General features: G+C 64.0%; 22 protein-coding genes. 13 read left to right on the forward strand and 9 right to left on the reverse strand.

Translation table 11 applies throughout. The features are described 5' to 3' along the window. Position 1: 1 nt before the first annotated feature. The 4 genes from Pan44_RS00610 to Pan44_RS00625 form a co-directional block, all read right to left on the reverse strand. On the reverse strand, positions 2-1,084 hold the full coding sequence (locus Pan44_RS00610; RefSeq protein WP_145026207.1) for an HlyD family secretion protein: 1,083 nt from the start codon (positions 1,082-1,084) through the stop codon (positions 2-4). 146 nt (positions 1,085-1,230) lie between these two features. After that, a complete protein-coding gene (locus tag Pan44_RS00615; protein ID WP_145026210.1) occupies positions 1,231-3,027 on the reverse strand; it encodes a cation:proton antiporter in 1,797 nt (598 codons plus the stop codon). Between the two features lie 15 nt (positions 3,028-3,042). Further along, positions 3,043-4,572 (reverse strand): TrkH family potassium uptake protein, encoded by a 1,530-nt coding sequence (locus Pan44_RS00620; protein WP_197453724.1) that lies wholly within the window; start codon positions 4,570-4,572, stop codon positions 3,043-3,045. Between the two features lie 10 nt (positions 4,573-4,582). Then, positions 4,583-5,308, reverse strand: a complete 726-nt coding sequence (locus Pan44_RS00625) for a potassium channel family protein (RefSeq protein WP_145026213.1) — start codon at positions 5,306-5,308, stop codon at positions 4,583-4,585. Between the two features lie 177 nt (positions 5,309-5,485). Between Pan44_RS00625 and Pan44_RS00630 the strand changes: the two genes are divergently transcribed. Beyond that, positions 5,486-6,094, forward strand: coding sequence for a tetratricopeptide repeat protein (locus tag Pan44_RS00630; RefSeq protein ID WP_145026216.1), 609 nt, complete (start codon positions 5,486-5,488; stop codon positions 6,092-6,094). Between the two features lie 128 nt (positions 6,095-6,222). Here the strand turns inward: Pan44_RS00630 and Pan44_RS00635 are convergent, their stop codons facing one another. Further along, positions 6,223-9,093 (reverse strand): 2-oxoglutarate dehydrogenase E1 component, encoded by a 2,871-nt coding sequence (locus Pan44_RS00635; RefSeq protein WP_231754188.1) that lies wholly within the window; start codon positions 9,091-9,093, stop codon positions 6,223-6,225. Positions 9,094-9,888: 795 nt separating this feature from the next. Between Pan44_RS00635 and Pan44_RS00640 the strand changes: the two genes are divergently transcribed. Next, a complete protein-coding gene (locus Pan44_RS00640) occupies positions 9,889-11,175 on the forward strand; it encodes a beta-ketoacyl-[acyl-carrier-protein] synthase family protein (RefSeq protein WP_145026219.1) in 1,287 nt (428 codons plus the stop codon). A 77-nt stretch (positions 11,176-11,252) separates the two neighbouring features. Here the strand turns inward: Pan44_RS00640 and Pan44_RS00645 are convergent, their stop codons facing one another. Together Pan44_RS00645 and Pan44_RS00650 are read right to left on the reverse strand one after the other, a co-directional pair. Then, a complete protein-coding gene (locus tag Pan44_RS00645; protein WP_145026222.1) occupies positions 11,253-11,666 on the reverse strand; it encodes a hypothetical protein in 414 nt (137 codons plus the stop codon). A gap of 154 nt (positions 11,667-11,820) precedes the next feature. After that, positions 11,821-12,237 carry a ribonuclease E inhibitor RraB gene (locus Pan44_RS00650; RefSeq protein WP_145026225.1) on the reverse strand — a complete coding sequence of 139 codons (417 nt, stop codon included), beginning with the start codon at positions 12,235-12,237 and terminating at the stop codon, positions 11,821-11,823. A gap of 204 nt (positions 12,238-12,441) precedes the next feature. Here Pan44_RS00650 and Pan44_RS00655 point away from each other — a divergent pair, with 204 nt between their 5' ends. The 6 genes from Pan44_RS00655 to Pan44_RS00680 all read left to right on the forward strand — a co-directional run bounded on the left by Pan44_RS00655 (position 12,442) and on the right by Pan44_RS00680 (position 18,798). Then, on the forward strand, positions 12,442-13,449 hold the full coding sequence (locus tag Pan44_RS00655) for an isoaspartyl peptidase/L-asparaginase family protein (protein WP_197453725.1): 1,008 nt from the start codon (positions 12,442-12,444) through the stop codon (positions 13,447-13,449). A gap of 101 nt (positions 13,450-13,550) precedes the next feature. After that, a complete protein-coding gene (locus Pan44_RS00660) occupies positions 13,551-14,525 on the forward strand; it encodes a 1-phosphofructokinase family hexose kinase (RefSeq protein ID WP_197453726.1) in 975 nt (324 codons plus the stop codon). Next, positions 14,522-15,199 carry a hypothetical protein gene (locus Pan44_RS00665; protein WP_145026231.1) on the forward strand — a complete coding sequence of 226 codons (678 nt, stop codon included), beginning with the start codon at positions 14,522-14,524 and terminating at the stop codon, positions 15,197-15,199. The genes Pan44_RS00660 and Pan44_RS00665 overlap by 4 nt, the downstream gene beginning before the upstream one ends. Before the next feature lie 124 nt (positions 15,200-15,323). Then, the gene (locus Pan44_RS00670) at positions 15,324-16,775 is read left to right on the forward strand and encodes a sensor histidine kinase (protein ID WP_145026234.1); all 1,452 of its coding nucleotides are present in this window, start codon (positions 15,324-15,326) and stop codon (positions 16,773-16,775) included. Beyond that, a complete protein-coding gene (locus Pan44_RS00675) occupies positions 16,775-17,203 on the forward strand; it encodes a response regulator (protein WP_145034877.1) in 429 nt (142 codons plus the stop codon). Before Pan44_RS00670 ends, Pan44_RS00675 begins: the two co-directional genes overlap by 1 nt. Before the next feature lie 5 nt (positions 17,204-17,208). Beyond that, positions 17,209-18,798 (forward strand): ATP-binding response regulator, encoded by a 1,590-nt coding sequence (locus Pan44_RS00680; RefSeq protein WP_145026237.1) that lies wholly within the window; start codon positions 17,209-17,211, stop codon positions 18,796-18,798. Positions 18,799-18,857: 59 nt separating this feature from the next. Here Pan44_RS00680 and Pan44_RS00685 read toward each other — a convergent pair whose 3' ends face one another. Continuing rightward, complete coding sequence (locus Pan44_RS00685; RefSeq protein ID WP_145026240.1) at positions 18,858-20,294, reverse strand: hypothetical protein; 1,437 nt, start codon at positions 20,292-20,294, stop codon at positions 18,858-18,860. Positions 20,295-20,470: 176 nt separating this feature from the next. Between Pan44_RS00685 and Pan44_RS00690 the strand changes: the two genes are divergently transcribed. After that, positions 20,471-20,890 (forward strand): hypothetical protein, encoded by a 420-nt coding sequence (locus tag Pan44_RS00690; protein WP_145026243.1) that lies wholly within the window; start codon positions 20,471-20,473, stop codon positions 20,888-20,890. 29 nt (positions 20,891-20,919) lie between these two features. Then, positions 20,920-21,609, forward strand: coding sequence for an ROK family protein (locus Pan44_RS00695; RefSeq protein ID WP_145026246.1), 690 nt, complete (start codon positions 20,920-20,922; stop codon positions 21,607-21,609). Between the two features lie 26 nt (positions 21,610-21,635). Here Pan44_RS00695 and hpnH read toward each other — a convergent pair whose 3' ends face one another. Continuing rightward, on the reverse strand, positions 21,636-22,784 hold the full coding sequence (gene hpnH / locus Pan44_RS00700; RefSeq protein ID WP_145026249.1) for an adenosyl-hopene transferase HpnH: 1,149 nt from the start codon (positions 22,782-22,784) through the stop codon (positions 21,636-21,638). Positions 22,785-23,203: 419 nt separating this feature from the next. Here hpnH and Pan44_RS00705 point away from each other — a divergent pair, with 419 nt between their 5' ends. The 3 genes from Pan44_RS00705 to Pan44_RS00715 all read left to right on the forward strand — a co-directional run bounded on the left by Pan44_RS00705 (position 23,204) and on the right by Pan44_RS00715 (position 24,637). Further along, positions 23,204-23,692, forward strand: a complete 489-nt coding sequence (locus Pan44_RS00705; RefSeq protein ID WP_231754189.1) for a division/cell wall cluster transcriptional repressor MraZ — start codon at positions 23,204-23,206, stop codon at positions 23,690-23,692. 130 nt (positions 23,693-23,822) lie between these two features. Next, the gene (locus Pan44_RS00710; RefSeq protein WP_145026252.1) at positions 23,823-24,044 is read left to right on the forward strand and encodes a hypothetical protein; all 222 of its coding nucleotides are present in this window, start codon (positions 23,823-23,825) and stop codon (positions 24,042-24,044) included. Continuing rightward, positions 24,044-24,637 (forward strand): hypothetical protein, encoded by a 594-nt coding sequence (locus tag Pan44_RS00715; RefSeq protein WP_145026255.1) that lies wholly within the window; start codon positions 24,044-24,046, stop codon positions 24,635-24,637. Before Pan44_RS00710 ends, Pan44_RS00715 begins: the two co-directional genes overlap by 1 nt. Positions 24,638-24,652: the final 15 nt, after the last annotated feature.

The raw sequence follows: 24,652 nt of genomic DNA on the forward strand, positions 1-24,652 counted from the left end.
GCTAACGGGCCTTCGAGGCATCGACGCCGGGGACGCGGATCGTCGCCCGCAGTCCGGGGAGGAGTGTCCCTTCCGGGTTGTCGAACTCGACCCAGACGCGGACTTCCTGGTTGATCGGGTCGACATCGGGCGAGACGAAGGTGATCCGCCCGTCGAGCGAACGGACTCCCTCGTCCGAGCGGCTGACGTCGACGATCGCGTTCCGGCCGACGAGTGAACCGCTGGCTGCGGCGAGGGGCAGGAAGCCTTCTGCACGCAGGCGATTGAGGCGGATGACGCGGGCCACCTTGTCGCCCGGCTGCACCCATTCACCCGCGCGCCGGGGAAGCTCGACGACGACGCCTTCAATCGGCGAAACGGCGGCGCGCTGAGCGAAGTTCAGCGCGGCCGCATCGACGTTGTTGCGTTTCAGTTCCGCCTGCAGGCCGGCCAGTTCGAGCTGTGCCTGCGCTTCCTGCACCGCCAATTCCGCCTCCTCGACCGCCAGGCCCTGGGTCCGCATCGAAGCTTTCTTCGCTTCCAGCTTCAGCTTGAGCACCGACAACTGGAATTCCGTCTGCTCGTGGGCGAGGGTCGCCTTTTCCAGTTCAAGTCGCAGGCCATCGAGCGTCGATTCGGAGACGCTGTTTTTCGAGGCCTCGCGGGAACGCTGCGCCCGCTGGTATTCGTTGTCGGCCACGTCGCGTGATTTCGCGGCGGCGCGGACGGCGACGTCGTTGAGCGCCTCGCTCTGGGCGACGTCGAACTCGATCTGCTGTTCGACGGCGATCTGTTTCTGCTTCTCGGCGGCTTTGAGGGCTGCAAGCAGGTGGCTCTTGTCCGCGGCCAGGAAGCGGGCCGATTCCAACTCGAGCCGGGCCCGCGCGCCGGCAAGCCGCGCTTCGCGGTCGTCGAGCTGGACGAGCGCCTGGCCAGGGAGGACGACTTCGCCTTCCCGCACGAGGAGCTTGTCGATTCGTCCGGCCTGCTCGGCGGGGACATCGGCATGCTCGATGAGCGAAAGGACAGCGCGTTCGACGACAAGATCGTCGGCGCGGGTGAGTCCCGGCAGGAGGAGCAGGATCAGAAACGCTTGCCACCGCATGAGAAAGCCTTTGAAGCACTGAATGGAGGCTGCATGGGCCACGATACCCGAGCGGGGCGAGAGGGGTGAAGGATGGAGGCGGAAGGTGGAAGGATGAATGGGGGGACAGTGCGAGGGGAGGCTGCGTTCGAACGCCGCATGCGAATTCAGGTCTGTGCTTGCGTCGAGGACACGAGGCTGACGAGTTGCTCGCCTGGCTTGGGATTGAGCGGCGAGCCGGGAGTTGCGATGCGAAGCTCGGCTTTCTCGGTGATGATGAAGAGGGGCACTGCGCTCGATCCATGCTGACGACGGAGGTCTTCGAAATCGAACGATTCGCTGAGGCGCGTCTTCTTGAGTTTCGCGCCGCCGCGGTGCCGGTCGACAAGATCGTCATACGTGCAGTGCTCTCCGAACAGGAATCGGCCGGTCGTCAGGCGGCCGGCCGATTTCGTCTTTTCATCGCGTTCGGATTCGGGAATGAGCTGGAAGACGTTCGATCGGCCAAAGACTTCGGCGAATCGTTGTGCGGCGAGCGTGTTGACCTCGTCGTTATCCGTCAGGGCGAGCATCCGGCCGAGCCCACCGAGGTTGAGGTCGTCGATGATTCCTTCAGCGAGGGCGTTGCCCTGAAAGGTGGGCAGGTTCGCCATTCGGGCCGCGTGCACGTTACTACGGTTTGTATCGACGAGGAGGACGGGGATGCCGGCGTCCCGGACGACGGTCGCCAGTTCGCGGGAGAATTCGTGCGCGCCGACGATGAGAAGTCCTTGCGCGTGGGCAGAGGCGAACCCCAGCCGCCGGGCGAGCCAGGGGGCGCTGAGTCCGTAGACGGCGACGGTGCAGACGACGACCAGGAATGTCGTTTCCACCAGGCCGTTGGCCGCGGATCCGAGCTTGAGGGCGAACACGGACGAGACCGCGGCGGCGACGATCCCGCGGGGCGCGAACCAGGCGAGGAAGCACCTCTCGGCAATGGTCAGGTCGCTGCGGAGCGTGGACAGCCAGACTGCCGCAGGCCGCACGACGAGGATGAGCCAGATCACGAACGCGAGGTTGCTCCAGGCGACACTGGCGAACTGCTCGAGTCGGAGGCGGGCGGCGAGGACGATGAACAGGCTGCCGATCAATACGACACGGAGGTTTTCCTTGAACTCGAGGACGTGGGCGACGGCGATCTTCGACTGATTGGCGAGGATGACGCCCATGACGGTGACCGTGAGCAGGCCCGATTCTTCCCGGAGAGCGTTGGATGCGACGAATGCGGCGAGGACGAGCGTCAGGGCGACGGGGTTTTCGAGCGCGTCGGGAATCTGGTGGCGTCTCAGGCATTCCGTGAGCAGCCAGGCGGCCGCGGCGCCGAGCCCCGCGCCGACCGCGAGGGTCGCGATGGAATCTCGCATGGAGGCGAGTCCCAGATCCAGAAGCCCGGTGTGCTCGCCGTGCTGAATTGCCTCGAAGACGAGGACGGCCAACACAGCGCCGATGGGATCGACGACGATTCCTTCCCACTTGGCGATCGGGCCGACGGCGCCGGTCGGCCTGATCTCGCGAAGCAGCGGCCCGATGACGGTCGGGCCGGTCACAACGAGGATCGCCCCCAGGAGCAGCGCGACGGAGGAACTCATGCCGAGGATCCACCAGGCCCCGGCTGTCGCCAGGATCCAGGTGACGGCCACGCCGATGGTCAACAGCCCGAGCAGAACCTTCCCAATCGAACGGAGTTCAGACCATTTGAGGCTGAGTCCTCCTTCGAACAGGATCAGGGCGACAGAGAGCGAGACGATCGGGAAGAGTGCATCGCCCGCGAACTCATCGGGCTTGAGCAGGTGCGTCAGCGGCCCTGCGACAAACCCGAACACGAGCAACACCAGAATTGAGGGCAGCTTCAGCCGCCACGCCAGCCACTGAGCCCCCGTTCCGAGGACCAGAACGGCGACCAATGACGCTGTCACGCTCTCCATTGCACGATTCCTTCTCTACGGACCAGTCCACGTCCACGGATCTGGCGTTTGTTTCCCATTCCTCGTCGTCGACCTGCGGCGTCTGACAATCGACATTCCCAGCAGGAGCGCGGGAATAATCTCGAGTCGACCGAGCCACATGCACCCGATGAGCGTCAGCTTGGCCGGCCACGGCAGGCTGGGGTGCGTGATGCCGGTCGACAGTCCGACATTACTCTGGGCGGAGGCGGCTTCGAGGAAGACTTCGCTGAGCTCGTATCGGCCTGGCGTGAAGTGCAGGAGGACGATGACGGCTGCCGCGAGCAGAATGAGCCAGATCACGACGAGAATGGCGGCCGATTCGACGAGCCGTTCACCTTCTTCGGCGGAAAGCGGCCTGCCATCGAGGCGATAGCGCATGAACTCGTGCCGGGTGAGGTGGATGCGGCGAAATCGCCATTTCAGGCCTTTATAGAGGAGGACAAGCCGGAGTTCTTTCAGGCCGCCGGCTGTGGATCCCGCGGCCCCGCCGATGATCATCGCTCCGCACAGGAGGAGCTGCGCCGTGGGCGTCCAGAGATGGAGATCGGCCGCCTGGAAGCCGGCCGTCGACAACGCCGACACCCAGTGAAACAGCGAGTCGATCCAGCGGGCGTCGGATGTGCCCCAGTAGTTTTCGGCGGCGACGACGGGCGGACCGATCAAGACAAGCAGCCAGAGCAGCCGGTGCTGCGAGTCGGACCAGAACGCCGACAACCGGCGCGACGTCAGAAAGTCATAGTGGATCGCGAAGCTCAACATTCCCGCGAGCATGACCGGGATCAGCGCGAGTCGGATACCCGGTCCGAAATCGGCAATGTTTCCATCGGTCACACCGAATCCGCCCGTCGCGATGCCTGTCATGGCGTGATTGAGCGACTCCCACCAGGTCATGCCGGCCAGCTTCAGTCCCAGAATGCTGAGGGCCGTGTAGAGCAGATAGATTCGCCAGATCATGCGGGCCGTGGCGGCGATCGAGGGGAGAATGCGATCTTCGCGTCCTTCGCCGAAGTAGAGGTGATGCGCGCCGACGGCGGGTCGGAGGACGGCCAGCATCATTACGAGGACTCCGATCCCGCCAATCCATTCGGAGAACGAGCGCCACCATTGGAGGCTTCGTGGAAGCGTGCCGGGCCGGATCGCCATCGTAAGTCCCGTCCCGGTGAAGCCGGAGAACGATTCGAAGACGGCGTTCCAGGGGGCGTGCAGCTGGTTGGGTTCGGCCTGTGAGACCACCGGTCCGGTCCCGGTGGCGAGAAACGGAATCGCCCCCATGAGCGGAATCACCAGCCAGGCCAGCGCGGAAACGAGCATGGCCTCGGCCTGGCGCGTCGGTTCGGCCTGGCGGCAGGACCAGTAGAGAATCTGCCCGAGGGCGATACTGACCGCGGCGGTCCACAGAAAACCGGGAGCGGCGTAGCCCTCGCCGGCCAGGAAGCAGATTGGCGTCGAGAGCAACGCCATCGCCGCCGGTACATGCAGGACCAGTCCGATGTCGCGCGCAATTGTTTGAACCGATCGGTTCATGGGGGACCGATCAGCCGGTGAACACTCGGAGTTGGTCGGACTTCAATGTGGATTGCGAGTAAATCCGCAGGTGATCCGCGGCCTGCAGCGTGGTCGCCCCGCGTCCCGGCAGCAGGAGTTCACCGCGCTCGACCGTGAGGATCAGCGTCGACTCGGGTAGCAGCTTTGCCTCGCCGACCTCCGCCAGGCTTTTGCCGACGAGTGGGGAACCCGGTGCGACGACGATCTCGAACAGATCGCCGCCTCCCGGAAGCGTGACGAATTCGACGATGGCCGGCTGACGAACAAAACCGTAGAGGTGCCGGGCGACGATGACATCGGGGTCCGTGAGAATCTGGACGCCGAGCCGCTCGAAGAGCGGGACGTGATCCGTCTGGCTGACGAGGGTCACGAGCGACCGGATTCCAGCCTGCCGGCCGAGGAACATGGTCATCAGGTTGGCGGAATCGTCGCTGGTGGTCGCGATCAGGGCGTCGGCCTTGTCGCCGCCGGCTTCCTTGAGGATGTCTCCATGCGCGATATTGGCGTGCAGAACGCGGGCGTCATAGCGTCGCGCCGCCGCCTCGGCCCGGTCTGCTCGCTCTTCAATCAGGACGACTTCGTGTCGATCCGCGATCGCCAGTTCGATCATCCGGGATCCGATCGAGCCGCAACCAACGACGATGATGTACATCGATGAGGGAGTTCCCTGCTGTGGAGATCGCTCGAGGCCGACGATTTGACGCCGGCTCGCCATCAACAGTTCTCTGGAATCGCGGCGTCGCCGGCAAGTGTCCGGCCGAGGGCCGGCGATTGCCACCCGGGGCAGTTCGGATGCCGATGACGACGATTCGACGACCCTGGTTTCGCAGGGTATGCTTGCTCATTGGCTGAGTTTCTGTTGAGCGCGCGGGCTGTCGTCAAGCGAGGACGTATGCCGAAGACTGTGAAGCCGGGGTCGAAGAAAACGACCAGGCAACCGACGTTGACGGTCTACCAGCGCGATCGCAAGGAATCGCTGACGTTTGAGCAGGCGTTTGTCCGCGCCCACCGGATGCTGCTGCGGGGCAAAGTGGCGGTGGCGCTACAAATGATCGAGTGGCTGGAGCGGACTCAGCCCGGGGATCGGTGTGTCGCGGTGCTCCATGCGCGGGCCGCAGCCCGTTCGGGGGATTTCGCGGGCTGCAGCCGGCTCCTGACTGCCGCATTTCGAGACGATGAGCGGCTGGTCGATGTCGCGGGGCAGTTGCACACGGCAGTGGTGTTTCGCGCAACCGGCCTCTATCCGTCGGCCCGCGCCGAGCTGCGCGAGTTGTGCGAGAGGCATCCGGAACTGCCCTCGCTGTGGTTGCTGGCGGGGGATTTGTGGCAGGTTGTCGGGCGGCGGGACAGGGCCGTGCAGTCGTGGAAGGAAGCGATCCGGCATGACTATCCGACGAAGCTGATTTCGAAGGCGGCTGGCAAGCGGATCGAGGAGGCGACAGCGGTGGCAGCGAAGCCTCGGCGGGCGGAAGCGAAGCGGGCGGGGGCGAAGCGGCGATAGGGGTTAGCGGCTCAGACAGAAGTCTGTGCCGCCAGAGATGAGGAATCCTAAACGCCACGCACCCCGGCTGCTCCCAGCAGCCGGGGTGCGTGATCGTTGGCAACATTCGCGACAGGCGAAAGCCTGCCCTACCCCGCGAAGGCTTCGGCGAGGAGCTTGGCCTGCTCGCGTTCGTGGGCGCTGTGGGAGCCGGTGGCCGGGCTGGCGCTGGCGGGGCGGCTGACGCAGCTGAACGGATACTTGTTGAACATCCGTTCGCCGTAGTGAATCCGCAGGAACCGCCAGGCGCCCATGTTTTCCGGTTCGTCCTGAACCCAGACCACGGGAGTCCCTTCCGGGTAGACGGCCAGCAGGTCGTGCAGGACCGTCTTGTGGAGCGGGTAGAGTTCTTCCAGCCGGAGGATGGCCATGTCGTCGCGTTTCTCGGCCGCGCGCTTCTGGACGAGGTCGAAGTAGACGCGGCCGGAGCACATCAGGATGCGGTTGACCTTCTGTGGCTCCGTGACCTGCGTGTCGCCAATGATCGGTTCGAACTGGCCGGTGGCGCACTCTTCGAGCGTCGACGTACAGGCGGGAAGCCGGAACAGCGACTTGGGCGTCATCACCACCAGCGGCTTCTTCCACTTGCGGAGCGTCTGCCGACGGAGCAGGTGGAACATCTGGGCCGGCGTGCTCGGCTGGCAGATCTGGTAGTTGTCGTCGGCCGCCATCTGCAGGAAGCGTTCAAGGCGGGCGCTGGAGTGCTCGGGGCCCTGGCCTTCATAGCCATGCGGAAGGAGCATCACGAGCTGGCTGAGGCGATCCCACTTGTCTTCGGCACTGGTGATGAACTGATCGATGATCACCTGGCCGGCGTTGGCGAAGTCGCCGAACTGGGCTTCCCAGATAATCAGCCCTTCGGGGCAGTCGAGGCTGTAGCCGTACTCGAAACCGAGGACGCCGGCTTCCGACAGCGGGCTGTTGTAGATCTCGACACGGCCGCGCTCGGGCTCGATGTTCTTGAGCGGTTTGAACGTGTGGCCGTCGTTGTAGTCGAACAGCACGGCGTGGCGGTGGCTGAACGTGCCGCGGCGGACGTCCTGGCCCGAGATGCGGAGCGGGCGGCCTTCCGTCAGCAGGCTTCCGAACGCGAGGGCTTCGGCCGCGCCCCAGTCGAGGGGCTTCCGGCCTTCGGCCATGTCCTTGCGGGACTCGAGCACCAGCTTCTGGATCTTCGGATGCGGCGTGAAATCGTCGGGAACGACGGTCTGCGCGAGCAGGATCTTCGACAGCTTCTCGATGGCGACTGCGGTGGCCGGATTGTCGGCCTGAGACGCCGGGCCACCGATGAAGCCCGACCAGATGCCGCCCCAGTGGTCGACTGTCCGCATGAACTTGTCGCTGCGGGCCTCGGTCAGTTCGTTGTCGAGTTTGACGCGACGCTCTTCGCCGATCTTCTCGGCCTCTTCGCGCGTCACGCCCCGCTGCCCCAGGAGGTGCTGCAGGTACGACTCGAACATGTGGGGGCGCTGCTTGATCGCCTTGTACATGACGGGCTGCGTGTATTCCGGCTCGTCGCCTTCGTTGTGACCGCGGCGGCGGTAGCAGTACATGTCGATCACGACGTCGCGGCGGAACTTGCGTCGGAAGTCGAGGGCGAGGCTCACGACCTGGGCGACGGCTTCCGGATCTTCCCCGTTCACGTGGAAGATCGGGCTCTGCAGCATCTTCGCGATGTCGGACGAGTAGGTCGTCGAGCGGGCTTCGTCCGGAGAGGTGGTGAATCCGACCTGGTTGTTGAGGACGATGTGGATCGTCCCGCCGATCTTGTACCCCTTCAGCTCGGCGAGGTTCAGCGTTTCCTGGACGACGCCTTCGCCCGCGAATGCGGCGTCGCCGTGGATCAGGATGCAGGCGCCATGCTCGCGGCGGAAATCGCGGAAGCGGTCCTGCTTCGCGCGAATACGCCCCTGCGCCACCGTGTTGACGTACTCAAGATGGCTCGGGTTGAAGCACAGCGACAGGTGGACCTTCTTCCCCTGCGACGTGAAGTAATCGGAGCTGTGCCCCATGTGATACTTGACGTCGCCGTGCCCGAAGTGGAGGTTCGGGTCCTTGTCGTCGAACTCGCGGAAGATCATCCGCGGGCTCTTGTGCATGATATTCACCAGCACGTTCAGGCGTCCGCGGTGGGCCATGCCGATCACGACTTCGCGGACCCCTTCATTACCGGCCTTCTCGATGGCGAGGTCGAGAAGCGGGATGAGAGTCTCGCCGCCTTCGAGCGAGAACGACTTCTTGCCGACGAACTTCTTCGCGAGGAACTCCTCGAATACGACGGCGTCGGCGAGGCGCTTCAGGATGCGGACCTGCTCTTCGTGCTTGAGGCGCAGTCGGTTGCCGGTCTTTTCCATTTCCTCCTGCAGCCATTCGCGGACGCGGAGGCTGTCGATGTGCATGAACTGCACGCCGATGTTGCGGGAGTAGGTGGTTTTCAGCCAGTTGATGAGCTGCCGGAGCGTGCGCACGTCGGGCCCGCCGACGGTCGCCGTCGAGAGTTCGCGATCCATGTCTTCATCGGTGAATCCGTAGAAGGTGGGATCGAGTTCGGGCGGGGCGGAGCGGGGCTGTCCGAGAGGGTCGAGGCTGGCGGCGATATGTCCGCGGACGCGGTAGTTGCGGATGAGCGTGTCCACCCTCTCCTGGTGGGCGGCGACGTCCATCCGTCGTTCGCCGGGGGTGCTCTTGGAGGTGGCCGGCGCTTCTCCGGGGGGATTGAAGATGCTGCGGGGAGCGAAGGGGGGCTCGGGAGTCCAGCTGGCCTGGACGGCGCCGTTGCCGGCGTTCTCCGAGGAATGCATGGCGTCGAAGAACGTCGCCCACTCGGGGGGGACGGTGTCGCGCCCTCTCAGGAATGACTCATACAGCTCTTCGACGTACCCCAGGCTCTGGCTGTTCAGTGCGGGTGCGGCGATCTTGGCAAGGCTTTGGCCGTTGCCGTTTCCATTGGAGTTTGCCACGAGGGTGGATCCTTGAATCGATGCGGCCGCGGGGCCGGTAGCGGAGGGAGCTGAAGCTGAGGCGGGGACAGCGATGGTCCGCGGTCGTTTAAGAAATAGGGTGCAGTTCCGACAAGTGCGATGGCGGCCGTTCAGGCACCCTGGTCACCAGGGGAAGCGAACTCACGCCGCTTCGTCGGGCCTGCCTCACTTTTGGTGTTCCCGGAGTCTAGGACGACCGTCCATTGCCGCAAAGGACGACTCGGTGCGGCGACCTCCAAAACCCGCAAAATCTTCCGATTCCGGCCGATCGGTCCCGAGTCCGGGAACGTCCTGATCCGACCTTCTGGCGCGGGCCACCGCTTGACTTCGGGTGTTGGCTTGACTGTAATAAATCGGTCAGTCACACCGGAACTGTGGTCAGGCTGTCCGGCAAGCTCTTTGCCGTTCACCGGTGTGGCCGTTGAGACCTTCTGCTGGCACTCAGCAGGAGTGACGAGTTCAGTCGCGTTAAGTGCTTCTGGCTCAATGAGTACGGTTCAAACTGAAGGTCAGGAATTCCTGGCCGGCAACCGCGGAAGATCCTTCAGCGCCGACGAGTGGAGTCGCAGGCGCAGGACGGCCTTCCGCAAGACGTAACGTCCTCACGAGGGTCGCGCCCTGCGAGACCGGTTTATTCCCGGCCGCAGTCATCTGCGTGTCCCAACTGGCGGACATTGCCGGTCCGGCTCATCCCGATCGAGACGGTGTTCCGATAATCCAATCGGGAACCCGCCTCTTCCGGGCGTTGGCCTTCCTGTTTTCAAGGGTCTGGCTATGACGGCTGGGAAAAGCCCGTCGCGGGTCGTGGTGACCGGCGTGGGCGTGATTTCGCCAATTGGCATCGGCAACGAACGATTCTGGAGCTCACTCGCCTCAGGACGCTCGGGGATCGATCGCCTTCTGTCCGTTTCCAGCAAGGGACTGCCGACCAAGATTGCCGCTGAAGTTCGCGACTTCAATCCGCTCGACTACGTCTACGAAAAGAAGTTCCTGAAGGTCATGTCGCGGGACATCCAGCTCGGAGTCTCCGCCGCGTCGCTCGCCATGCAGGATGCCGGCCTCCAGCCCGGCGACATCGACCCGGACCGCCTCGGTGTCGAGTTCGGCGCCGGTCACATCTCCTTCACGCCGGAAGAGCTGGCGGACGCGGCCCGCGACTACGCTAATCCTTCCAGCCGCGAAGGTTACACCCGCTGGGGTGAGCGGAACCTGAATAAGATTGCCCCGTTGTGGCTCCTCCGGCAGCTTCCGAACATGCCGGCCTGCCACGTGGCCATCGAACATGATGCCCGCGGCCCGAACAACACCATCACGTCGGCCGAATCGTCGGCTTTGCTGGCGATCCAGGAAGGGATGCGGGTCATCAACCGCGGGCAGGCGGATGCGATGATTGTCGGAGCGGCGTCATCGACAATCGATCCGATCGACCTGGCCCGCCTCAGCGTCACCGAAACGCTCTCTCCCAGCGAAGATCCGCTGCACGCCAGCCGACCGTTCGATCGCAAGCGCGACGGCATGGTCACCGGCGAGGGGTCGGCCGTGTTCGTCATCGAACGCTACGAGCACGCCGTCGCCCGCGGCGCGGAGATCTACTGTGAAATCCTGGGTGTCGCTGCCGGTGCTGACGGCCGGGTGGAGCAACCGAGCCAGGCCGGAGCCGGCCTGGTGAACGCCATCCAGACCGCCCTGTCGCGATCCAACATCCAGCCGGGCGAACTGGGTCACATCAACGCCCACGGCAAATCGACCCGTCGCGATGACTGGGTTGAGGCCCAGGCGTACCATCGTGCCCTCGGCGATGCGGCCGACAATATCCCGGTCACGGCCCTTTCCAGCTACTTCGGGCACTTCGACGCCGGTTCGGGCGCTGTGAAGCTGGCGGGGACGATTCTCGCCCTGCGTCACGGCGAATTGCCGCGGACCCTGAACTACGACTATCCGGATCCGCTGTGCCGCCTGCCGGTCGCCCGGGAGCCGATGCGGCTCCGCAGCTCGATCGGCATGTCGGTCAGCCGCACCGCGATGGGCCAGAGTACGGCCGCCATTCTCCGCGCGGTCTGACACGCGTTTCCCATCCGCTGGATGCAGCCCGGGCGGATGCGTCTCACGCGTCGCGCGACGCAATCCGATCGATGGCTCTACTCGTCGGCGTCTCGGAGCCGACGTTGCCGGGTGGGCGACGGAACCCAGTTGTTCCCGCTCGTTTCGCGCTGTTCGCGAAGCTCTTCCAGTGAGGGAGGAGCATTCGTTCCGAAGCGGGCCATGGCCGCTTTCCGACGGGAGAGCGTGAAGTCTACGGGCTCAGGCCGTGCCCTGCGGCTCTGCACCCACGACATGGTGTCCTTCATCAGGGACACGGGTTTGTAGGACAACCAGAACAGCAGGCCGGCGAGCAGGAATACTCCGCCGATCGCCCACAGGAAGTTTTCGTCGGCCTCCTCGGAGATCAGAACGAGGAGAAAGGCGAGCCCGGTCAATGCCTGCACCAGCACCAGCATGGCGGCGGCGAGCGATGAGGCATCCCGACTGGGGCGGACAAAAGGCCCGAACATTCAGCGTGTCCTCACGCCGGACTGGAATTCTGTCATTCGGCCGACCTGCGATCGGCAAACGTGATTCTATCCACGATCCCGGGCACAGGTCGAGAGGCGAGCAGGGCCCGACGGGTGATCAGGGAACAACCACCCCTCGGGCGCCGGCAAAACCTCACTCCCGTTCGCCATCTTCCAGGCCGTCGAGCCCGTCTTCATCATCCTCGCCTTCCTCGTCGTCGTCTTCTTCGAACGGGCTGCCGACGTCGACGCCGTCGAACGATTCCAGTCCCTGCGCCGCGGCGAAGGTGATCAGTTCGTTGTTGCGCGCGAACAGCGATTGGGGAGTGTGCGGTTCGATCCGCTCGACGTGGAGAACGAAGTCGGTGATCGAAGGATCTTCGTCGTCTTCCGATTGAAAGATCTCGACCACGTCGTAGCCCATCTCATCGAGAGCGACCGCAGCCTTCTCGAGCTTGTCCGGATCGGCGTCGGTGAAGAAGTAGCCCCAGAGCAACTCTCCTTCGACATCCCAGTCGGTATGTTCCCGCATGTTGGAGAACATTTCTTCGAGTTGCTCGATCGTAATCATCGGGGGGAACGCCTTCAGTCACATGTCGGCCCGGTTCGTGAGTTCCCCGCATGGCCGACATCTGCGGCTCTCCATCTTAGGTCGTCCCGCAGGTCGCGAGAACCGCTCGCCTGAAGAATCGACTGAAATGGCAGACCGAGAGGCCGGACGCCACAATCCCGGCCGGCTCGCTGAGAATGTCCTCGTTGTGATGGGAGTGCCTTGATGCCGCTGTCTGTTCTCAAAGCCGTTCCTGCGATCCGGATGTCGCTCCACGCAGTTCTCGGGACGCTTCTGCTGGTCGGCGTCGCGGGCGCGCAATCGCCGCCCAGGATGGAGTTCGCGATCGCGATCCACGGCGGCGCCGGGAAGAATCCGGGGAAGGGAGAAGCGTGGAAGGCGAAGGAAGAGGCCCTCACGCGGGCCCTCACCAGGGGCCACGACATGCTGGCTGCCGGCGCGACCAGCCTCGACACGGTCGAAGCCGTCGTCCGTATTCTCGAAGACGATCCTTCGATCAATGCCGGCCGTGGGGCCGTTCTCAACACGGCCGGCGGGCATGAACTGGATGCCACGATCATGGAAGGGAAGACGCGCCGGTGCGGATCGATCGGCGGCGTCACGACCGTCCGAAATCCCATCTCGCTGGCGAGGAAAGTGATGGAGCAGTCGCCGCATGTGCTGCTCGTGACCGATGGGGCGGAGAAGTTCGCCGACCGATTCAGCGCGGCCGATGGCATCGAGCGCGTCCCGAACAACTATTTCTCCACCGAGGCGCGGCTGAAGGAGTGGGAGGAGAACAGGAAGAAGGCCGAGAAGGGCAAGCCGATGGGAACCACCGGCTGCGTGTGCCTCGACAAGCATGGCAACCTCGCGGCCGCAACGTCGACCGGCGGCACGGCCAACAAGCTCTACGGCCGACTCGGCGATTCACCGATCGTCGGGGCGGGAACGTACGCCGATAACCGGACCTGCGCCGTTTCGTGCACCGGGGTGGGTGAGGACTTCATCCGGTATGCGGTGTCGTACGACATCAATGCCCGGATGCGCTACGCGGGTCAGTCGCTGCAGGAGGCGTCGCAGGCCGTGCTGAACACTCCCGACCAGGTTGTCCGCGGGGGGCTGGTTTCGGTCGACGCGAAGGGCAACATCGCCATGGAATTCAATACAGGCGCCATGTCGCGGGCAGCGGCTGATTCCAGCGGACGTTTCGAGGTGCATGTTTCCGATTGAACCGGCTGGCCCCCTGCGGCTGGAGGCGGTCCTCCGGGCCATGTCCCCGGGTCGGTGCTATCATTCGCCCGTTCAGAGATTCCTTGTGCGGGAGACTGTGCGTGATTCTGGCGGCCGGCCTGACCCCTGCGTGGCAATACGTTCTTGTGTTCGACCATTTGCGCACGGGAGAGGTGAATCGCGCCCGGGAGTCTCGCTGGTTTGCATCGGGCAAGGCGGTGAACGTGGCCCTCGCGGTCCACTCACTGGGCATCGAAGGACGTCTCGTGTCGTTCCTCGGGGGCGCAACGGGGGCTGCGCTCGCCGAAGATTTCGAATCGACCGGCGCGGCGGCCGAATGGGTGACCTCCAGCACGGCGACCCGCGTCTGCACGACGTTGATCCATTCCCTCGCCGGGGAAACTACGGAACTCGTCGAAAACTCACCGGCCGTCTCCCCCCAGGAACTCGCGCGTTACGCCAGGGCGTTCACGGCCACGGCGGAGAAATCGCAGGTGCTCGTGCTGAGCGGATCGCTGCCGACGGACACTCCGCGCAGCTATTACCGCGATCTCCTGGCGGCATCGGCCCATGTTCCGGCGCTGCATTCCAGTGGGAACCGCCCGGCGAACCTGGTCTTCGATTTCCGCGGTCCCGAATTGCAGGAATGCCTGGCCTTCCGCCCATTCCTCGTCAAACCGAATCGCGAAGAACTCGCCGCCACGGTCGGCCGCACTCTCGATGACGACTCGAGCCTGCTCGCTGCCATGCGGGAACTCAACACGGCAGGAGCGGAGTGGGTTCTCGTGACGCAGGGAGGCGGTCCCGCCTGGCTGACCGGCTGCGGTGAGACCTGGCGCGTGCAGCCTCCTGTCGGCATCAACGTCGTCAATCCGATTGGTTGTGGCGACAGTGTCGCAGCGGGCATTGCAGTCGGACTGTCCACGGGGCTTCCGGTGCGCGACTGCGTGTCGCTGGGGATTGGGGCGGCGGCGGCGAACCTGGAGCAGATGGAGTGCGCGAGGTTCGAAGCCGGTCGTGCGCGGGAGCTGGCGAAGGGCGCCTCGTGGGAACGCGTGGAAGGGGTCACGGCGTGAAGTCTGGCGACCTGACGCTGGAATCTGCGCCCGCTGCGCCGCCCCGGGCGCGCCTCATTCGGGTGATGATTGCGGTCCTGCTGATCGGCGGAGCGACGCTGATCGTCCGTGCCGCTCCATGGTTCGATCCCGATGTGGCGGAACTGACAGGGCGGCTCCTGCGCGTGCGGCAGGAGGCCGATGCCGCTCGCGGCAGCGCGGAGAGCTGGCGGGACTTTGCGGAACCGGCGAATGTCGAGCTGAAGACGATTGCTCAGGACGCGCGCCGCGCGCACCAGAGGCGACAGGGGCCGTGGCGCTGGATTGCCGGGGAGGACCGCCGGGAAGAAGCGGCACTGAGAGAAGCTCAGCGCATTGCGGAAAGTGATCTTCCCGCATTGATTGCGGCTGGCCCGAAAGGGAATCCGCTCCGAGAACGAACCGTGGCGGACGCCCTTGCGCGCCTGGACGATCACCTTGGTGGCGCCAGTCCCTACCTGCCGCCGCTGCGCCCGATTGAGAACCAGGCCGGGCTCGATCGTGACGCGGAGGCGACGCCGGCGTCGCCCGGCTGGCTGCTGAAGCTGCTCGTCGTCGATGCCGTCCTTGTCGGACTCGGCCTGCTCTGGTGGTGGCGACGATCAATGATTTCGCGGCGGGCCGGTTTGAATCGAGCCAGTCGGAAAGTCGATTGATCCGCGTCGCCCGGCATCACGAGCCGGCAGCGAACGTCTTGTGGACGCGGAAAACCCAACTACGATCCCCTGAAACACTTTCCGGGCTCGCCACAATGCGGCCCTCAGTTCGCAAGAGGCCGCGGTGAAGCGATCGTTTGTCGGCAGTGGGATGTCAGTGGGCTTTGCCCTGGCGGCAGTCGTGGTGATCGGGAGTTCCGTCCTGATCCACCGCAACATCCAGCTGATCGCGGACAACGAAGAGAAGGTGATTCACACTCACGAGGTGCTGACCGCCCTGAGTCAGATCCGCACATCGCTGAACGCCGCGGAATCCTCGCAGCGCGGCTTCCTGATCACGGCGGATGCGTCCTACCTCGACCGCTATCAGAGCGCGCTGCCCGAGATCAAAGCACAGCTGGCGATCATCAAGGACCTGACGCGCGACAACGACAACCAGATTCGAAACCTGCCTGCCCTCGAACGGCGCGTCAACGAACGGTTGACCACGCTCGCCGAAGGGATTGGCATCGTCGAGAACAACGGCCGCGACGCGGCGCGGGAGTTCATCCAGAAAGGCTCGGGGTCCGTCCAGATGGATCGTGTTCGCGACCAGTTGACGACGATGATTGAAGAAGAACGGAGGCTGCTTGCTCTGCGCAACGAGCAATCCGTCGCCAGTCACGCCGCGACGAGGCGAACGGCGCTCCTCTCTGCGATCGTCGGCCTGTCGATGGTGCTTCTCGCGTGGTTCCTTTCCGTGCGAGAGGTCCGCCAGCGCGACAGGATGACCCACCTGCTCGAAGATCGGGTCCGCGAGCGAACGGCCGAGCTGGCGACGGTCAACACGTCGCTCCGCCAGAGTAATCGGGAACTCGAGCAGTTCGCGTCCGTGGCGTCGCACGACCTGCAGGAGCCCCTGCGGAAGATTGAAGCGTTCGGCGACCGGCTGAAGATGAATCGCGACACGCTGAACGACCAGGCCCGCGATTATCTCGACCGGATTCTCAGTTCCGCGTCGCGCATGCGGACCCTGATCAACGACCTGCTGAGCTTTTCACGGGTCGCCACAAGGGCCCAGCCATTCAAACCGGTTGATATGGGGCACATCGCCCGCGAGGTGGTCGGCGATCTTGAAAGCCGGATCGGCGACGTCGAAGGGCGCGTCGAGCTGGCGGATCTCCCTTCCATCGAAGCCGATCCCACGCAGTTGCGGCAGCTGCTGCAGAACCTGATTAGCAACGCCCTGAAGTTTCACCGTCCCGGCGTGAAGCCAATCGTGCGTGTGACATCCGAACGGATCGAATCCCCAGGGCGGCCCCCGCAGGTGAGACTGACCGTCGCCGACAACGGCATTGGCTTTGAAGAACAGTACCTGGATCGTATTTTTGAAGTCTTTCAGAGACTTCACGGACGAAATGAATACGAGGGGACGGGCATCGGGCTGGCGATCTGTCGTAAGATCGTGGAACGACACGGCGGAACAATCTCGGCCCGAAGCACGCCCGGCGAAGGCTCGACCTTCATCGCCACGCTGCCAGTAGAACAGTCAGAAAAGGAAGAGTCGTGGGGAACCGCAAATCCGTCGTCATCCTGATGGCCGACGACGATGCCGATGATCGCCTGCTCACTCGCGAGGCGTTCGATGCCAGTCAGGTCGCCAATGAACTCAAGTTCGTCGAAGACGGCGTTGAGCTGATGGACTACCTGTACAACCGCGGCAAGTTCAGCAATCGCGAAGAGTATCCCCGGCCGGGCATCATCCTGCTCGACCTCAACATGCCCAAGAAGGACGGCCGCGAGTCGCTGGCCGAAATCCGGAAAGATCCGCAGTTCAACAGTCTGCGGGTCATTGTCCTCACGACCTCCAAGGCCGAGGAAGACATCTATCGCAGCTACAACCTCGGCGCAGCGTCTTACATCACCAAGCCGGTGACGTTTGAATCGCTTGTGGAAGTCATTCGCACGCTCGGAAAGTACTGGCTCGAGATCGTCGAGCTCGATAACGGCATTCATCCGCATTGAAGGAGATGATGGAATCGCCGCTGCGCATCCTGCTGGTCGACGACGACGAGGACGACTACGTCCTCGCCCGGGAAGTTCTCACGGACACGATGCGCCGGCCGTTCACGACCAAATGGGCCCGCTCGTACGAAGAAGGGCTGAGTTCGCTGCGGGCGGAACGGTTCGATGTGGTGCTGCTCGACTATCGCCTGGGCCGGAACTCGGGCATCGAATTCCTGCGCGAACGGGGCGTCCAGAGTGCGGACGTCCCGGTCATTCTGCTCACCGGCCAGGGTGAGCGGGCGATCGACCTGGAGGCGATGGAGGCCGGGGCCGCCGACTACCTGCCGAAGCACCATCTGGAAGACACCCTCGAACGCACGATCCGGCATGCGCTCGAGCGGCATCGCGACCGTGCCGCGCTCCGGCAGATGAACGAGCTGCTCGAAGAGCGAGTGGCTGAGCGGACGGCGGATCTCGAACGGGCCAATACCGCGCTCAAGGACGCCGACCGTCGCAAGGACGAGTTCATCGCGATTCTCGCGCACGAACTGCGAAACCCCCTGGCTCCGATCTCCAATGCCCTGGAGATCATGCATGAAGCCGAGGCCGAGCTGGAAATCTGTCGCGAGGCCCGCACCACCATGCGGCGGCAGGTGAACCACATGGTCCGGCTGGTGGACGACCTCCTGGACGTCAGCCGCCTCAGCCAGGGCAAGATCCAGCTCAAGACCGGCCCGGTCTGGCTGTCGGAGATCGTCCGGCAGGCGGTGGAACTCGCCCGCCCCCTTCTGGAACGCGAGGCTCAGAGGCTGGTTGTGACCGAATCGCCCGCGCCGATTCACCTCCAGGCCGATGCCACTCGCCTGACCCAGGTGATCGGCAATCTGCTGAACAATGCCTCGAAGTTCACGCCCGCCGGAGGCCGCATTGACCTGTCAACCCGCCTGAACGGACATGAGGTCGAGATTACGGTCCGGGATACCGGAATCGGTATTGAGCGCGCGCATTTAGCCCTTATTTTTGACATGTTCACGCAACTCGATTCCTCCCTGGAGCGGACCCAGGGGGGCCTGGGCATCGGGTTGACGCTGGTTCGCAACCTTGTGCAGATGCACGGTGGCTCTGTTGAGGCCCGCAGTAACGGACGGAACCAAGGATCGGAATTCCTCGTGCGCATCCCAGTTGAAACATCTACCGCCGTGCGTCCCTCCTCACCCGTTCCGGACACGACCACTCTCCCGAACCAGCGCCGGATCCTGGTGGTGGACGACAACCGAGATTCGGCCAATACCCTGGCTATGCTGTTGAAGCTCAGCAAGCATCAGGTGGTGACCGCGTACGACGGCCTGGCAGCGGTTGAGGAGTTCGGGCGTTCGCATCCCGATGTGGTGCTGATGGACATCGGGCTTCCGGGCATGAATGGTCTCGACGCCGCCCGGGCGATCCGCGCCCTGCCTGCCGGAAACGACGTCGCCCTGGTCGCAATGACCGGCTGGGGACAGGATGAAGACCGCCAGCGCACGAAAGAGGCCGGCTTCGACTGGCATCTCGTGAAACCGGTCGATCGCTCGGCCCTGATGCAGCTCCTTGCCGAGCTTCCTGCAAAGCCCTGACCCGGGACAGAAAAGCCCGCGGATCATTCCGCGGGCTCGCCTCGGGGGCCCTGATCGCTTTACTTCGCGGCGCTCGCCTTCGCCGCGTGCAGCTGGTCCAGCAACTGCAGCAGGGTCGCGCGAATCTTCGGTTCGGCGTCGGCCGCGAGATAGCTCGACCGCGCCCGCCACGTCTCGTAACCCCCCCAGGCATGATGCTCGGGAGTCGGCAGGTAACCGTTGTAGCCGTTCGCCAGTTCGACGACGAAGGTCGGTTTGAACGGACTCGCCGCCTTAATCGCCAGGCCCGTCTCGCAGAACGTCTCACAGGGGGAACTGGCGAGAGCCATGTCGCCGATCTGGAACGCCTGCAGCAGCACCTTCACCGTCGGCGGATACTTCGCGAGCAGCACAGTCTCACGGGCGTACACATCCTTGACGTCGGCGTACTGTCCCGGAGGTCCCAGTTTGGCCAGGCGCTCTTCGGCCTTCTGGACATCGTCCTTCGAGGGGAGCCTGACTCCGAGTTCGATCTCGGTTTCGACGGCGGCGAGCGTGATGTCTGACGAGTATTTCAGATCGGGGAGAACTTTCTTGATGGCGTCGACGACGCTGAGGGCGACCGCGGTCGACTGCGCCAGCGCGCCTTCCTTCCGCTCGCGCGGCTTGCCCGCTCCGTAGTCGACGTTGTTGATGTTGCCGCTCGTGGCGTTGGACATCACCGCCATGAAGGCCGGCGCCTCGCCGCCCAGCGCCGCGGCCATCCGCTCGGCGAACACACCGTAGTAGTCTCCCGAAAGCATGTTGGCCGGGGCGTCGCCCACATAGTGCAGCGAATAGTTGGCGAACAGCGCGAGCGGCTTCCCCTCTTTGGTCTGGAGGGAAATGATGCCGACTTCCGGATCGATCGGCCCGGAGGGCTCCTTGAGTCGCTTCAGGTCGAAGCCGGGATTCATTTTCACGGCGTCGGTCGTCTTGCCGAACGGGTCTTCATTCACGACCGAGGGCTGCGTGAACCAGCGGCGATTGAACAGCTGCGACGGATCGTGGCCGCTCCCCCAGGCGATCTGTGCGGGCTGCCGCCGCTTCCAGGCCGTCTCGATTCCTTCCGCCAGCTTTTTCGTCAGGTGCTCACGGTAGGCCGGCTCGGGATCGCTCTGGAACACCCCGGTGACAGTGACGCCTTCGTGGGTGTGGGTCGCGGAAGTCATCATGTGCGAAGTCGGGATTCCCGTCGCCCTGGAAGCCAGCTTCTTCGCCGCGTCGAAGATGTCGCGCGGGATCATGCAGCTGTCGCAGACCGCGACGACGAGCGTGGTCGTTCCGTCCTCCAGCACCAGGCAGCGGGCCATGAGCGGGTCGTGGGCGCCCTTCGCCATTCGATCGCGCATTCCGCCATTGATCGACACGGGATAGGACTCGGGGGAGATGTCCATCGCGAAGGCCCCGGCTTTGAGCTCGCCGCCGGCGGCGGGGCTCGACATGGCGAGAGCGATCAGGAGGAGAGTGATTCGCATGCGAATGCTCTTTCGGGAGGAAGGATCAGGTGGGATGGCGATCGTACTCCCCCTCGCGCGCAGGGGGGAGCGCACCGGCGCGACATTGTTGGCCACGCAGAGTTTCGTGATCCGGGACGAGGGCCATTCCGTTATGGTGTGACCGACTGGAACCAATTTTCCACACGGAGACGTGCATGGCCCGATTGATCGGCATCGTTCCCCTGGGCATTGGCCTGAGCGCTCTGATGTTCGCCTGGTCGAGCGAGTTCGGCGGCGGGTTCGGAGTGCCGATCTTCTTCCGGCTCTTCTTCTCGTTCATCGCCCTGGCGTTCGTGATGGCCGGCGCCGGCACACTCTTCGCCGGCCTGAAAGGAGGAGCCCATTCGGGACTGATCAACCGAGCGCTCGATCTCCAGCAGCAACTTCAGGCCGAGATGCGGGCCCGAGGGATGACTCCTCCGATCGATCAGGAAACGACGAACGAGCCCCGCATGTCGAGTGAGGGCTATCTCTGCCCCAGCTGTAACGCCCCAATCGGCTCCAGGGCCGACGTGTCACCACACGGCGACGTGAAATGCCAGCATTGCGGCCGCTGGTTCAACGTTCATGGGTGATGCCGCAGCATCGAGACCGGTGGAACTCCATGCTCAACATCTGTGTGCTCGATATCGGCGGAACGTCGCTCAAGATCTGGATGCCGATGGCTCCGGAGGCCGTGAAGGTCGAAACGGGAAAAGACTTCACGCCGGAGGATCTGGTTCGCGAAGTGAAGGCCGTTCTTGGACGGGCCGAGATCGACCGGATGTCGATCGGGGTGCCGGGCTCGATGCGCTGGGGCCGGCCAGTCGAGGAGCCCGTCAACCTGGGAAAGGGATGGCTCGATTTCGACTTCGCGAATGCCTTCGGCGTTCCAGTGCGCATGTTGAACGATGCGGATATGCAGGCGCTCGGCGGCTATGAAGGTGGACGCATGCTGTATCTGGGGCTCGGAACCGGGGTCGGCACGACACTGATTGCGGATGGGGCAATCAGCCCCGTCGCCCTGGGACTGTTGCCGTTCAAGGACGGCAAGAAGTTTGAAGACTTTCTGACCAAAAAGGCGCTGGAGCGGATTGGCCTGAGGGCGTGGCGGACTGCGGTCGCAAAGGCGGCCGACCTGATGCGTCAGGCGACGCTGGCCGACTACGTGATGCTCGGCGGCAGCGGGGCCGAGCGATTCGAGACGTTGCCGGAGTGGTGTCGCCGCGGCGGGAATACGAACGCGTATTTCGGCGGGCTGCGAATGTGGGAGGATATCGGAGTGCGCGCGGCAATGCTGGGGCGGGCGTTTTGAAGAAGGCCTCAGGCCCCGGAATCGCTTCAGGCGGCGTCAGTCGACGTGAGCGTGAGCTCAACGACTTGAGGCGCTGACGAGGCGCATGTTGCGCCCGACGCGCGGGACGGGATGCCACCATTCGGCAGGCCACCCGTTGCAGGAGCAACTTCCTTCGTCGGCCGCATTCCGAGCAGCGTCACCCGGGCCGCGTGCCACAGCCCGCGCAGGCTGCCGAACGTCGCGTCGACGGCGCTCGGCTCGTAGCCGCAGTGGACCATGCAGTCGGTGCACTTGTGATGGCCGCTCTTCCGGCCGTAGGAGGACCACTCTGTGGACGTCATCAGCTCGTCGAACGTTTCGACATAGCCTTCCTGCAGCAGGTAGCAGGGCTTCTGCCAGCCGAAGATGTTGTAGGTCGGGCTGCCCCAGGGAGTGCATTCGAGGTCCCAGTCGCCGCGGAGGAACTCCAGGAACAGCGGCGACTGGTTGAACTTCCAGCTCTTCTTGACGCGGGAGAACAGCCGCTGGAACAGCCTCTCGGTTTCCTTGCGATGGAGGAAGTGTTCCTGGTCCGGAGCCTTCTCGTAGGGAAACCCGGGTGAGACCATCATCCCTTCGACGCCGAGTTTCTCGAGCGTGTCGAAGAAGGCGGGCATCTTTTCCGGATCGGCGTTGTTGAACAGCGTCGTGTTCGTCGTCACCCGGAAGCCGCGGGAGATGGCCGCTTCGATTGCCTTGATGCAGGCGTCGTAGACCCCTTCGCGGCAGACCGCTTCGTCATGCTCTTCGCGAGGGCCATCGAGGTGGATCGAGAACGACAGGTATTTCGAGGGCTTGAAGCGGTCGAGATGCTTTTCGAGCAGCAGGGCGTTCGTGCAGAGGTAGATGTATTTCTTCCGCGCCACGAGCCCTTCGACGATCTCGTGGATCTGCGGATGCAGCAGCGGTTCGCCGCCGGGAATGGAGACAACCGGCGCGCCACACTCATCGACCGCCCTGAAGCACTGCTCGGGCGTGAGGTTCTTGCGGAGCGTCTCGGCCGGGTACTGGATCTTGCCGCACCCCGCGCAGGCCAGATTGCAGCGGAACAGCGGTTCGAGCATCAGGACGAGCGGGTATCGCTGGCGGCCACGAAGCTTCTGTCGGACCACGTAGCTCGCGACGGTCCACATCTGCGAGACCGGAACACCCATCGTACAGATCCTTTCGCAACGCACCGGCGACGAGTCGCCGATGTGCCTCCCTGCCACCCCGAACCCCGCGTCCCACGGAGTTTGCCAGCGCGGTCATACCACGTTTCCGCAGCACTCGTAAGTCCATTCGTCCATTTCGAGGGACAGCAATGTGGAGGTGTTGACCGGAGCGCGCCCGGCCGACCGACACGAAGCATCATTGCGAACAGGGCGCTTCGCGTGGAGGAGTGGATCCCGCCGCATTCCCCGTCAAAACCGCACAAATCATGAAATCTGGACCAAGCATTTGATTCCCGGGCCGGACGCGGGTATCGTCCTCGTGGGTTTGACGCCCACAACCGCTCTTTCAGAATTCAAAACGTGGGTTTCACGCCCAAACAGAATGGAAGGCCGACCAAGCCTTCCGTAGACTGGCTGTCGTGATCACACCTCCCACCACCTTCATCACCGGCGAAACGCGTCGGACCGTCGACGAACGGTTCCGGCTGCAGCTCCCCGGCGACATGGCGGCGGCGGTGACGGATGAAAGCGGCGAAACGATCGTCGCCAAAGAACGGGCCGGCTGCCTCAGCCTCTGGCCCGCCCGCGACTGGCGGGAACGCTGGGACGCGGGCGTCGGACTGATCCGTCAGAAGATCGCGATGGGCCGAATGGAGCAGCGATGGGGAGACGTTCAGCGTCTCGGCCGACTGCTTTCGACGCGATCGGAAACGGTGAAGCTGGCCAATCGATCCCGGCTACTGATTCCGGAAGGCTTCCGGGACTTTCTCGAAGTGGCTTCGGGACAGGATGTGATCATCGTCGGGGCCGTCATCTGTGTGGAACTGTGGAACCCGCGTGCCTGGCAGGAACAACTGCGTCAGGACATGCCCGAGTTCGGCCCCCTCTTCAAGGGGCTGACCGAGTAGACCCGACGCGACCTTTGGCCCAACGCCCGTGGAACGGACGTTTGTGGCAAGGATGCACGCGCCCGGCCCGCATGAGAGAAGGCTCACTCGACACCCTCCGACCGAGGCCCCACACTTCGGTCCACCAAGGATGGCTTTCGGCAAGGAAGCCATTCACTTTTCTCAAGCGGTTCCGGGCGTGTTTTTTTGCGCGCCGGGCAATCTCTCTCCGGGCGACGCGGCCACGAGCAATCGCATCTCGCACTGTGATTTGCGTTCCCCGCCTGCCAAGTCAACAATTTCTCAGCAGGCTGTCCTGCAATTCCGCGGGCTGAATTCGACACTCCTGATCACCAACCTCTGGAGGCTGTGATGCGACGTCTCTTCCCGATGTGTCTCGCTGGTTTGCTCGCGGCCACGGGCTGCTCCAAGGCGGAGGTCGAATCGGCCAAGAAAGATGCCGAAGCCGCGGCCGCCAAGGCGGAAGCCGCAGCCGATCAGGCCACCGCCGCCGCAAAGGAAGCCGGCGACAAGGCTGCCGATGTGGCGAACACCGCGCTCGAGAAAGGAAAGGAGCTTGCCTCCCAGTTCGGCGGCGAGTTCGGTGCGGCCTTCGATAAGGCAAAAGCTGCCGTGGCCGATGTGAAGGGCGGACCGGAACTGATGGCCGACTTCTCCCGACTCCTCGATTCCTCGAAGCAGACCCTGGAAGGCATCACCTCCAGCGAAACGGCCCAGACCGCGATGGGCAAGCTGACGGAGATCGAAGGCACGATCGATGGCCTCGGCGCCAAGCTGAAGGACCTGCCCGAAGGTGCGAAGACCGCCATCGTTGCCATGGTCGACAAAGGCGCCGCCTTCCTCCGGACGCTCGTCGACAAGGCCAAGGCGCTCCCCGGCGTCGGCGACGACGTGAAGGCCTCCTTCGACAAGTTCCTCGCGAAGCTCGAGTCGCTGAAAAGCTGAACGATGTGAGGGGTG

It is taken from the genome of Caulifigura coniformis, assembly GCF_007745175.1.
Classification (GTDB): domain Bacteria; phylum Planctomycetota; class Planctomycetia; order Planctomycetales; family Planctomycetaceae; genus Caulifigura; species Caulifigura coniformis.